This is a genomic window from Mesorhizobium sp. M1252, from assembly GCF_040318265.1.
Taxonomy (GTDB): domain Bacteria; phylum Pseudomonadota; class Alphaproteobacteria; order Rhizobiales; family Rhizobiaceae; genus Mesorhizobium.
The window spans coordinates 282,706-293,292 of sequence record NZ_JAMYLX010000005.1 but is presented as its reverse complement, the minus strand read 5'-3'; the positions used below and the strand labels follow the sequence as shown (position 1 = coordinate 293,292).

Annotated in this window: 9 protein-coding genes; 3 read left to right on the top strand and 6 right to left on the bottom strand. The window is 63.9% G+C overall.

Annotated features, from left to right (window positions below; translation table 11 throughout):
• The first annotated feature begins 212 nt into the window (after positions 1–212).
• Positions 213–377, top strand: a complete 165-nt coding sequence (locus NKH22_RS13115; protein WP_023667887.1) for a DUF3309 family protein — start codon at positions 213–215, stop codon at positions 375–377.
• A gap of 339 nt (positions 378–716) precedes the next feature.
• Here NKH22_RS13115 and NKH22_RS13110 read toward each other — a convergent pair whose 3' ends face one another.
• Together NKH22_RS13110 and NKH22_RS13105 are read right to left on the bottom strand one after the other, a co-directional pair.
• A complete protein-coding gene (locus tag NKH22_RS13110) occupies positions 717–1,898 on the bottom strand; it encodes an MFS transporter (protein ID WP_023820933.1) in 1,182 nt (393 codons plus the stop codon).
• A 102-nt stretch (positions 1,899–2,000) separates the two neighbouring features.
• Positions 2,001–2,228, bottom strand: a complete 228-nt coding sequence (locus tag NKH22_RS13105) for a DUF1127 domain-containing protein (protein WP_023686977.1) — start codon at positions 2,226–2,228, stop codon at positions 2,001–2,003.
• 255 nt (positions 2,229–2,483) lie between these two features.
• Between NKH22_RS13105 and NKH22_RS13100 the strand changes: the two genes are divergently transcribed.
• Positions 2,484–4,001 carry a winged helix-turn-helix domain-containing tetratricopeptide repeat protein gene (locus NKH22_RS13100; protein WP_023714884.1) on the top strand — a complete coding sequence of 506 codons (1,518 nt, stop codon included), beginning with the start codon at positions 2,484–2,486 and terminating at the stop codon, positions 3,999–4,001.
• Positions 4,002–4,530: 529 nt separating this feature from the next.
• Positions 4,531–6,027, top strand: coding sequence for an aldehyde dehydrogenase family protein (locus NKH22_RS13095; RefSeq protein ID WP_023820932.1), 1,497 nt, complete (start codon positions 4,531–4,533; stop codon positions 6,025–6,027).
• Positions 6,028–6,052: 25 nt separating this feature from the next.
• Here the strand turns inward: NKH22_RS13095 and doeB are convergent, their stop codons facing one another.
• From doeB to eutB, 4 genes are all read right to left on the bottom strand, one after another.
• The gene (doeB, locus tag NKH22_RS13090) at positions 6,053–7,057 is read right to left on the bottom strand and encodes a N(2)-acetyl-L-2,4-diaminobutanoate deacetylase DoeB (RefSeq protein ID WP_352909720.1); all 1,005 of its coding nucleotides are present in this window, start codon (positions 7,055–7,057) and stop codon (positions 6,053–6,055) included.
• A 5-nt stretch (positions 7,058–7,062) separates the two neighbouring features.
• A complete protein-coding gene (doeA, locus tag NKH22_RS13085; RefSeq protein ID WP_023820930.1) occupies positions 7,063–8,241 on the bottom strand; it encodes an ectoine hydrolase DoeA in 1,179 nt (392 codons plus the stop codon).
• A 129-nt stretch (positions 8,242–8,370) separates the two neighbouring features.
• The gene (locus NKH22_RS13080) at positions 8,371–9,363 is read right to left on the bottom strand and encodes a cyclodeaminase (protein ID WP_352909717.1); all 993 of its coding nucleotides are present in this window, start codon (positions 9,361–9,363) and stop codon (positions 8,371–8,373) included.
• A 232-nt stretch (positions 9,364–9,595) separates the two neighbouring features.
• Positions 9,596–10,582, bottom strand: a complete 987-nt coding sequence (gene eutB / locus NKH22_RS13075; RefSeq protein WP_023820929.1) for a hydroxyectoine utilization dehydratase EutB — start codon at positions 10,580–10,582, stop codon at positions 9,596–9,598.
• Between the last annotated feature and the right edge of the window lie 5 nt (positions 10,583–10,587).

The window sequence follows — 10,587 nt, the reverse complement described above, 5'->3', positions numbered from 1 at the left end:
GCCTAAAGGGCAATCCCGCGTAAATTCTGAATTCTACGCGCCGCCTGGCGCGCGATGCACGCGCAGCTTGCGCCTGAACCTCAGCAAACGCCGTCATGATGGCTTTCGTTCCTTAGCCGTCGGATGAAAATCGCCGGGGAACAGGAAGGCTTGCTGGGAGTTTAGTTCTCCGAGCCGCGCCGTGAACGGCGCGGCAGCGAAGGAGACGGCATATGGGCCTGGGTACCATTCTTATTATCATCCTGATCATCGCGTTGCTCGGCGGCTTCAGCGGCCTCGGCGGCGGCCCGTTCTACGGCACTGGTTACTATGGCGGCGGTGGCCTCGGGCTGGTGCTGATCATCGTGATCATTCTGGTTGTTCTCGGGCGAATATAGCGTCGCCATTGGCGGCCGCCGAGTTTCTACGGCGGCCGCGTTTTCGCCTGACCTCGAGGTTTGAAGACATGGCAGCTGAAGACATTGCTGGTCCGGAAACACTGGCCCGGCCTCGGCGCGAGCGAGAGCAAACGCGACGAGCTGGGATGTCCTAATGGTGCACTATCCGAAGGCGCCGGGCGCAATGCTGCAGACCCTGACACCCACCTGGCGGCCGTGTCGTTCATCCAGGCGTCGGACTTTTCGAGAAACGCAGCACGGCGACCAGGCGAGGTCGGCCTTTCTCGCTCTTGTCGACAAGGGCAGCATTGGCCCGAAGGCAGCAATGGCAGGCACGCCTTACGCCTGAACGCGGTCAACCCGCCGTAGTTCCGCCAGCAGAAACAGCACCAGCACGCAGCACAGGATGCCAAGCGACGATGGCAGTCCCTGATGTCCGGTCAGTTGCATCGCCAGCCCGGCCACCGGGGAGCCGACGATGCCGCCTACGCCCCATACGAACGCAAAGGCGGCATTGCCGGCGATCAAGGCTTGACCGGTGAAACGCTCGCCGAGCTGGATCAGCGACAGCGTGTAGATCCCGAACGAGACACCGCCCCAAACGAAGAAGAGCGGCCAGATAAGCCATGTAGCGAAGAGCAATGGCAACAGCAGGCAACCGGCCAGGCAAGCCAGGACACAGAACAGCATCATCGGCTTCGAGCCAAACCGTTCGGCGGCGCGCCCAAGCACGACCTGCAGCACGGCATTGCCGGCGATGAAACAGGTGATGAGCGAAGCGATGCGCTGCTCAGTGCTGCCGAGCGCGGCACCATAGACCGCGAACAGCGAAAGCAGGACTTGCTCGAAGGCGGCAGCCGTGAGGACTGCGAACAAGAGCAGCGGCGCCAGCGCGAAGAAGCCGCCGACCGACACCGCTTCGCCCTCACGCGGCATGTCGGGCAGGCGCGGCGCGACGGCAAGCACGATCAGGCCGCAGACAAGGAAGGCCGCGCTGCCGATGATGAAGGGTGGCCATCCTTGCGTGCCGACCAAGCCTAGCGACAGCGGGCCGAGGCCAAAGCCGGCGGAAACGATGGAGGAGTATAGGCCCATGATGCGGCCTCGGCGTGCGGCGGGTGTGATCGAGACCAGCCAGGTTTCACTGATCACGTAAAGCGGATTGGCAAAGAAGCCGAGCAGGAAGCGCAACGGCATCCAGGCCCATACATCCTGCGTCCAGGCAATCGCGATCAGGACGGTTGCTGCCAGGATCGAACACACAACCGCAAAGCGCGCCGCGCCCACCCGCCGGACCAGCGCCGGCGTGAAGAGCGACGATATAATGAAACCCAGAGGCGTCATCGCGGCCGAGAGGCCGATAAGGCCCGGTGTCGTCCCTTGCCGTTCCAGGATGAAGCTGAGCAGCGGATACGTCAGCCCCTGTGCTATGGCGAACACCGTAACTGTCGCGATGATGCCGGCCATCGCGGCCCATGCGATGTGGTTCTCCGGCGGTGACGTCGCGTCTTCGGCGCTCATGCCGACTTCGAAGCAGGATCGGCACGTTCCGGCAAGGGCAAATGCCGGCAAAGTGCCGCGGCACGCCCAAACAGGCGGTCGGGTCTTATCCGCGACATCAACTCACACTTGCCAGAAGCGTTTTACGATTTCGGCCTCGACCTGGCGTCTGGTCAGACCGATATCGTCGATCAGGTGCGGATTGGCCTCCGCCATCTGCTTGAGGTCCCAGCGAAAGCGTATCCGCTCGCGCCAGGCCGCGATCATGCCCCGCGGGCTCGTCAGATGCGGGCGAGGCGACACCGCCTTTTCCGGCCAGGCTGCACGAGCAGAAGCAAGGGTATCGTTCATGGCAACCTCCATTCGGTTTAACGGGCGACAGCCCTCGGCTTGCAAGAGGTTGAACTCTGCCGCATGCGGACGGCGCCGTAATTAAGCCCGGCCAAATAGTTCTCAAAAGTTCCAAACTGGCTAGAGCACCTCGCCGTTTCATGGAAACGGCGAGGTGCTCTACTCTTTGTTTTCACGCCATACGTCCGTGAAGCGCTCCGCCGCGCTTTCCCGTGGGAAAACCGCCTTCACACCTTCCCTGGAATTGCTCTATAGATGCGCGTTATGCAGGGATCGCGCTTTGCCTTTGGTCCGTTCGTGCTTGATCCGGGTGCGGGAACGCTCCTTCGGGACCAAGTTCCCGTCGCCGCCGGCCACCGCGGACTGCAGCTGCTGGCGGCGCTCGTCGCCCGGCCCGGCGAGATTGTGGCCAAGGCCGAGTTGATGGATGCGGCATGGCCAGGCACCGCCGTTGAGGAAGGCAACCTCACCGTCCAGATTGCGCAATTGCGCAAGCTGCTGGGTCCGGCCACGAACGGCGGAGAATGGATATCGACCGTTCCGCGCGTCGGCTATCGCTTCGCCGGCGCCATCGAACAGCTCGGCGACGAGAAGCGACAGGCTTTGCCGCTGCCCGCCAAACCGTCGATAGCCGTGCTGCCCTTTGCCAATTTCAGCAACGACCCCGAGCAGGAAGCCTTCGCCGACGGGTTGACCGAAGACCTGATCACCGACCTGTCGAGGATCGGCGGCCTGTTCGTCATCGCGCGCAACTCGACCTTTGCCTACAAGGGCAAGGCGGTGGATGTGCGCGAGGTCGCCAGAGAACTTGGCGTGCGCTATCTCTTGGAGGGCAGCGCCAGACGCGCCGCCGGGCGCGTGCGCATCAACGCCCAGCTGGTCGACGCGCTGAGCGGCGAGCATTTGTGGGCAGACCGCTTCGATCGCGGCCTGGAAGATATTTTTGCCGTTCAGGACGAGGTGACGGCCAAGATCGTCGAGGCGCTGCTTGGCCGGCTGCGCGCGCCGCTGCCGCGCAACCGGCCCCGAAATCTCGAGGCCTACGATCTGTGCGTGCGAGCCCGCAACCTGATCGACGTCTCGCCGGAGACGGCGCGCGAAGCGCATCTGTTGCTGACGCGCGCGCTTGCGCTCGATCCTGACTATGCCGAAGCCTATCGCTGGCTTGCCATGAACCACTGGATGGGATGGGTGCATTGGGGAGAGCCCATTGAGCCTGCCCGCGGCCTTGCCCTGGAACTGGCGCGCAAGGCTGTGGCGATCGATCCCAACGATGCCGGCTGCCACTGGGTGCTTGCTAACCTGCTTGCCTATGAGCGCAGATTCGACGAAGCGGATGTGGGATTTGCCAAGGCGTTCGAACTCGACCCGAACGAGGCCGATGCCTGGGCGACATTGTCCGACATCGCGGTCCTGGCCGGGCGCGTCGAGGAGGGCCTCGACTATATCAGCAAGGCGTTCCGGCTGAACCCGTTTCCGGCAAGCTGGTACTATCTGACGCTCGGCCAGGCGCAATATGCGGCGCGCGACTATGAAGCCGCCGTCGAGACGACGCGCCGGGACGAGACGTATCGGACAAGCTCGCGCCGTTTCCTTGCGGCAAGCCTTGCGCAACTCGGCCGGATCGACGAGGCGCGCGCCGAGGTCGACCTGTTCCTTGTCGCAAACCCACATTTCACCACCCGCCACTGGGTCGAGACGGAGCCGTTCCGCGACACTGCCACGCTCGACCATTTCGTCGATGGCTTCCGAAAGGCCGGACTTCCGGAGTGACGGACCGGCGTGCTCGATCGATGCAGGCACCGTCGGTTGCGGCTCAACTGCCAATGTTTGCAAGTCGCGAGGCCGCTGACCGATCTTGCTTCCGCGAGCAGTCATCCAACAGCGATTGCAGCGAAGCGGCGCGCGAAACCTCTGTCACGGTGAAGCCGGCTGGAACGGCCACGATCGATCCGGCCACGGGTGAGCGCTGGGTGGCGGCGGGCGACTACCTGTTGCGCTCTCGTCTGCAATGCCGGCATCGCGGTCGCCGTGGGCAATGATCGGCTTGCCTCGTTGAGCTTTCAGCGACGCGCTCCGACAACTCGCGATGATTTTTCTAGATGCCGGATGATTTTTCTAGATGCCGTTTGTCGAAGCACGATCTTTTCCGAAAGCCGGTTCCCACTTTTCGGGATCATGCTCTAGCGGCTGGCGTGATCGGGAAGTCCGCGCAATCTGATTGTCCGAGCGCCCTTTAGCTTTCCTTGTTTGAGGTCGGCGGCGGGAGTAATAGTCGCCACGGAATTGCGAGGAGGAAGAGATGACGCTGAACTTCGACCCGAAGGCGAAGGCCACGGCGTTGTACCATGGCGAATTCCGACCGATGTTCATTGGCGGCAAGTGGGTCGCGGCGCAGTCCGGCCACGGCATGCAGGCACTCAATCCGGCAACAGGCGAGGTGCTGGCGACAGTGCCGCGCGGCGGGGCTGCCGATATCGACTCGGCGGTGGCCGCCGCGCGCGCGGCCTTCGAAGGCCCATGGTCCAAATTCTCGCCCTACGAGCGGCAGTGCGTGCTGCTCAGGATCGCCGATCTCTTCGAGACGCATTGGGAAGAGCTCAGCGTTTCCGACACGCTGGATATGGGGCTGCCGATCACGCGCACGCTCGCTAACCGGCGCCGCGTCATCGGCATGCTGCGCTTCTATGCCGGCATGGCGACGGCGCTGCATGGCGAGACGATCGACAATTCGATTCCCGGCGAGATCGTCACCTTCACCCGGCGCGAGCCGGTGGGCGTCGTTGGTGCGATCATTCCCTGGAACGCGCCGACCGCCGCCTCGATCTGGAAGATCGCGCCGGCGCTGGCGACGGGCTGCACCATCGTGCTGAAACCGTCCGAGGATGCGTCGCTGACGCCGCTGCTGATCGCGCAACTGATGCAGGAAGCCGGCGTGCCCGACGGCGTCGTCAACGTCGTCACCGGCACCGGGGCCGAAGCCGGTGCGCGGCTCGCCGAACATCCAGACGTCAACAAGATCGTTTTCACCGGATCGACGCTGACCGGCCAGGCCATCGCGCGGGCAACCGTGGCCAACCTCAAGCGCGTTTCGCTGGAACTCGGCGGCAAGTCGCCGATCATCGTCTGCCGCGACGCCGACATCGACAAGGCTGTTCCGATCGCGGCGATGGCGGTGTTCGTGCATTCGGGCCAGATCTGCATTGCAGGCTCGCGGCTGTTCGTGGCGCGCGAAATCCATGACGAGTTCGTCCGCCGGCTCGCCGATTTCGCGGGCAGACTGCGGATCGGCCATGGCATCGAGGCAGAGACGGAAATCGGACCGCTCATCAATGCCAGGCAGGCAGGCAAGGTGGAGGGCTATATCAGGGCCGGCAGCGACGAAGGCGCCGAACTGGTCGCCGGTGGCTCGCGGCTGACCGGCGAGCTCTACGATGGCGGCAACTTCATTGCGCCGACGGTCTTCGGCGCCGTGTCGGACCAGATGACCATCGCGCGCGAGGAGATTTTCGGCCCGGTCATTTCGGCGATGCCCTTCGACACGCTCGACGAAGCGGTGGCGCGTGCCAATGCGACGCCCTATGGCCTGGCCGCCGGCATCTTCACCACGCATCTGGGCACCGCGCACAAGCTTGCGCGCCGGGTCAAGGCCGGCTCGGTCTGGGTCAACATGTACCATGCCATCGATCCGGCGGTGCCGTTCGGCGGCATGAAGATGTCGGGTTATGGCCGCGAGGGCGGCATCGAGCATCTGCACGAGTATCTGGAGACCAAGTCGGTCTGGATCCAGACCGACTGATATTCGCGCGGCGTACTCTGCGAAATCACGATGAAACCACAACGGCCAGGACGGCGGCGCAGTCACCGGCTTTGACCAGGCCGGGGAAATGCCGCGCCGCCAGAATGCCGGACATTTTTGCCCGGATTTCCTGCGGAGCGATGCCGGTGCGGCCGGTGGAATGGATGCGCGCCAGCACCGAGCCTTCTTTCACAGGCTCGCCGAGATCGACCATGGTTTCGATCATGCCGTCCTCCTCGGCGAAGGAGAAACAATCGCCTGACGGCATGTCGAGCCACTGAGTTCTGCCCTTCTCGACCGCACCATCAACAATGCCGGCATGGCGCAGCACATTGCTGATGCCGCGCCGCGCGATCCGCACAGTCTGTGCGCGCGAGGTGCCGCCCCCGCCAAGCTCGGTGCTGACGAAGACCTTGCCCAGTTCCTCGGCCGCCGTGTCATACATGCCGACGGAGTCAATCTCGATCATGCGCATCGAGAACGGGGCCGAGAACGCGGCGACCGCGTCGAAGGCTTTCTGCTCCAGCGCCTTGTCGGGCACCGTGTGGGCGGCACAGAAGGGCACGAAATCCAGTGTCTTGCCACCGGAGTGGAAGTCGAAGACGAGGTCGGCGCGGGGCAGCAATTCGCGCTGGAAATAGTCGGCGATCTTTTCCGTCACCGTGCCGTCGGGACGGCCGGGAAAGCTGCGGTTCATATTGCCCTTGTCGATCGGCGATGTCCGGGTGCCGGCGCGAAAGGCCGGATAGTTCATCGCCGGCACGATGATCACCGTGCCGCTGACCTGTTTGGGATCGAGCGTGCGGGCGAGATCGTAGAGCGCCAGCGGCCCCTCATACTCGTCGCCATGATTGCCGCCGGTGAGCAGGGCAGTCGGCCCCTTGCCGTTGCGGATGACGCAGATCGGGATCATCACCGAGCCCCACGCCGAGTCGTCGCGGCTGTAGGGCAGGCGCAGGAAACCATGTTGCACGCCGTCCTTGTCGAAATCGACGGTCGGGGCGATCGGGGATGGGCGAAGGCTAGGCATCGGGCTCAATTCTTCACCACCAGTTTGCGCGGTACATTGGCGAGGCACTCTACACCGGTTTCGGTGATCAGGATGGATTCGGTGATTTCCAGTCCCATCGTCTCCAGCCACAGGCCGGTCATGAAATGGAAGGTCATGCCGGGCTTGAGTTCGGTGCGGTCGCCGGGGCGCAGGCTCATGGTGCGCTCGCCCCAATCCGGCGGATAGGACAGGCCGATCGAGTAGCCTGTGCGGTTGTCCTTGACGATGCCGTATTTCTTCAACACGGCGAAAAAAGCGTTGGCGATGTCCTCACAGGCATTGCCGGGCTTTGCCGCCGCAAGCCCCGCCTCCATGCCTTCCAGCGTCGCCTTCTCGGCATCTAGGAATTCCTGCGTCGGCTTGCCGAGAAAGACGGTGCGCGACAGCGGGCAATGGTAGCGGTTGTAGCAGCCGGCGATCTCGAAGAAGGTGCCCTCGCCCGACTTCATCGGCTGGTCGTCCCAGGTGAGATGCGGCGCCGAGGCGTCGGCGCCCGACGGTAGCAGCGGCACGATCGCCGGATAGTCGCCGCCGATGCCGTCGACGCCGCGCGTGCCGGCATCGTAGATCTCGGCGACCAGATCGCATTTGCGCATGCCGACCTGGATCTTGTCGACGATGCGCTGGTGCATGGCTTCGACGATGCGGGCCGCCTTGCGCATATAGTCGATTTCAGTCGGGCTCTTCACCGCGCGCTGCCAATTGACCAGCGCTGTCGCGTCGACGAAGCAGGCGTTGGGCAGGTGCTTCTGCAACGCGGCGAAGGCGGCAGCCGAGAACCAGTAATTGTCCATCTCGACGCCGATGGTCAGCTTGCCCCAGCCGCGATCACTGAGCACTCTGGCCAAAAAATCCATCGGGTGGCGCTCGGTCGACTGCACGTAGTGGTCGGCATAGCCGACGATGTTGTCATGCGCGAGATAGGCGGTGCGCTTGGCGCCATTGGCATCCTGGCCGCGACCGTACCAGACCGGCTCGCCCGATGGTGGCACGATCACCGCCTGATGCACATAGAACGACCAGCCATCATAGCCGGTCAGCCAGGCCATGTTGGATGGGTCGCTGATAACAAGCAGATCGACGCCTTTCCCCTCCATGGCTTTTCGCGTCTTGGCGAGGCGATCCGCAAATTCGCCACGCGAGAATTTTAGGTTCGGCTGCATTGTTCTTGGTCCTCGTTTGTTGGGCCTGGAGCCTGTTTCAACTTTGTTGGAAACAGGCTCGTCGTTCTTGTTTGAACGTGATCTCTGGGAAAAACCGGGTTCCACTTCCGGATCACGCTTTGGCCAGCATCAGCTTTCAAAAATGGTTCCGGCATTGGCCGCCCGCGCCCGGTTGCGAGCGAGCGTGGCGATCGCCGTATCCTGCACGCCGGTGCCGGTGAGGTCGGCGATGGTGATGTCGCTGGGTGAGCGCCTTCCGTGCCGTTCGCCGGCGATGATCTGGCCGAGTTCGGTGACCGCGGCATCGGCTCCCATCACGCCCGATGCGATGGCGTGATGCAGTTCTCCCAGACGCCGTGTCTGCTTGGCGCTGTCGGCGACATAGAGATCGGCCATGCGCAGGATCGCCGGCGCGATCTCGTTCTTGTGTTCGGCATCCGAGCCCATGGCGGTGATGTGCTGCCCGGCAACGACAAAGCCGGCCTTGATCAGCGGCTCGGTCGACGGCGTGGTGGTGACGATGATGTCGGCGCCGATGGTTGCTTTGGCTGCATCCGGCTCGGCGCGCACGAGAATGCCGAGCTTTTCGCGCAGCGCGCCTGCGGCCGTCTCCGCCTTGACCGCATCGCGCGCCCAGATACGTGCCTCGGCGATCGGCCGCACCAACATGAGTGCTTCGAGTTGCAGCCCGGCTTGCACGCCGGCGCCGAAGATTGCGGCGACGGACGAATCCGGCCGCGACAGATGCTTCGCCGCGACGGCGCCGGCAGCAGCGGTGCGGACATCTGTGAGATAGCCATTGTCGAGCAGCAGCGCCTCGACCACACCGGTTCTTGCCGAGAGCAACACCATCATGCCGCCCCCGCTGGGCAGACCGAGCTTCGGATTGTCGAAGAAGCCCGAGCTAATTTTGACGGCGAAACCTTCTATTCCTGGCACATAGGCGGACTTCACATCCACCTCGCCGCGCTGCTCGTGAATGTCAAACCGCAGAATCGGCGGCATCGCCACCGGCAATGTGGCGAGCGCGCGGAAAGCGTTTTCGACGCAGGCGACCGCGTCGAGATCGAGCGGCACGATTGTGCGCAGTTCCTTCTCGGTGAGGATGGTCATCGGACTCATGTGTCGCGCTCCGTACTAGCGCGCACCACGAAGGATAGTGTTCCGTCACACCCCCCTCTGGCCTGCCGGCCATCTCCCCCGCAAGGGGGGAGATTGGACTGCACTCCTGCCTTCGCCAATCTCCAGCGCAGCAAGAATAGCGACCGCATCGAAGCTGCCGATCTCCCCCCTTGCGGGGGAGATGTCCGGCAGGACAGAGGGGGGTGGGCGGGAATTCGGCGTGGGAGAGTTTTCATGCCGCGCGCTCCGCGATTGCGTCACCGCAGACGATCTTGCGATGCGTGTTCATGTCGATATTGCGGCCCGAGAGAAGAACGACCACCGGCCCGGTCGCCCTGACCTTGCCGACGAGTAGCGCAGCGATGCCGACCGCTCCGGCGCCTTCGACGATCTCGCGCTCCTGTTCATAGGCATGGCGGATGCCGGCGGCGATCTCGTCCTCGCTGAGCAGGATGACGTCGTCGAGCAGATCGCGGCACATGGCGAAGGTCAGCCGGTTGCCGAGACCGATGCCGCCGCCGAGCGAATCCGCCAGCGTCGGCAGTTCTTCCACCTCGACCGGGCGACCGGCATCCAGGCTCGCCTTCATCGCAGCACCACGCGCCATCGAAACGCCGATGATTTTTGTCCCGGGGCTGACGCCCTTGACGGCGGCGGCGATGCCCGAGGCGAGTCCACCACCGGAGAGTTGCACCAGGACGAGAGCGGCATCCGGGACCTGCTCGATCATCTCCAGTCCGAGCGTGCCTTGCCCGGCGATGATGGCCGGGTGGTCGAAGGGCGGCAACATCACCAGTCCCTCCTGCGCCACCAGCCGTTCGACCTCCTGCTGCGCCTCGTCCTGACTGTTGCCGATGATGCGGACATCCGCGCCAAGCCGACGGATTTCGTCGAGCTTGTTGCCCGGCACCAGTCGCGACATGCAGATCACCGCACGCATGCCTTCGAGCTTCGCAGCATGGGCCAGCGCACGGCCATGATTGCCGGTCGACGCCGCGACCACGCCGCGCGCCTTCTCCTCGGCGCTCAGCGAAGCAACGGCATTCGAGGCGCCGCGCAGCTTGAAGCTGCCGGTGGTCTGGCGGTGTTCAAGCTTGAGGTGGACGGGGATGCCCAGTCGTTCGGAAAGGCTGTGAGATAACCCTGTCGGCGTGCGTTCGATTTTGCCGGCAATTCGCTCCCGGGCGGCACGAATATCGTTAAGGGTGACTGTCGTCATGATCG

Coding starts and splice junctions, on each gene's coding strand:
- NKH22_RS13115 (WP_023667887.1), top strand. CDS start 213: ATGGGCCTGGGTACCATTCTTATTATCATCCTGATCATCGCGTTGCTC.
- NKH22_RS13110 (WP_023820933.1), bottom strand. CDS start 1,898: ATGAGCGCCGAAGACGCGACGTCACCGCCGGAGAACCACATCGCATGG.
- NKH22_RS13105 (WP_023686977.1), bottom strand. CDS start 2,228: ATGAACGATACCCTTGCTTCTGCTCGTGCAGCCTGGCCGGAAAAGGCG.
- NKH22_RS13100 (WP_023714884.1), top strand. CDS start 2,484: ATGCGCGTTATGCAGGGATCGCGCTTTGCCTTTGGTCCGTTCGTGCTT.
- NKH22_RS13095 (WP_023820932.1), top strand. CDS start 4,531: ATGACGCTGAACTTCGACCCGAAGGCGAAGGCCACGGCGTTGTACCAT.
- doeB (WP_352909720.1), bottom strand. CDS start 7,057: ATGCCTAGCCTTCGCCCATCCCCGATCGCCCCGACCGTCGATTTCGAC.
- doeA (WP_023820930.1), bottom strand. CDS start 8,241: ATGCAGCCGAACCTAAAATTCTCGCGTGGCGAATTTGCGGATCGCCTC.
- NKH22_RS13080 (WP_352909717.1), bottom strand. CDS start 9,363: ATGAGTCCGATGACCATCCTCACCGAGAAGGAACTGCGCACAATCGTG.
- eutB (WP_023820929.1), bottom strand. CDS start 10,582: ATGACGACAGTCACCCTTAACGATATTCGTGCCGCCCGGGAGCGAATT.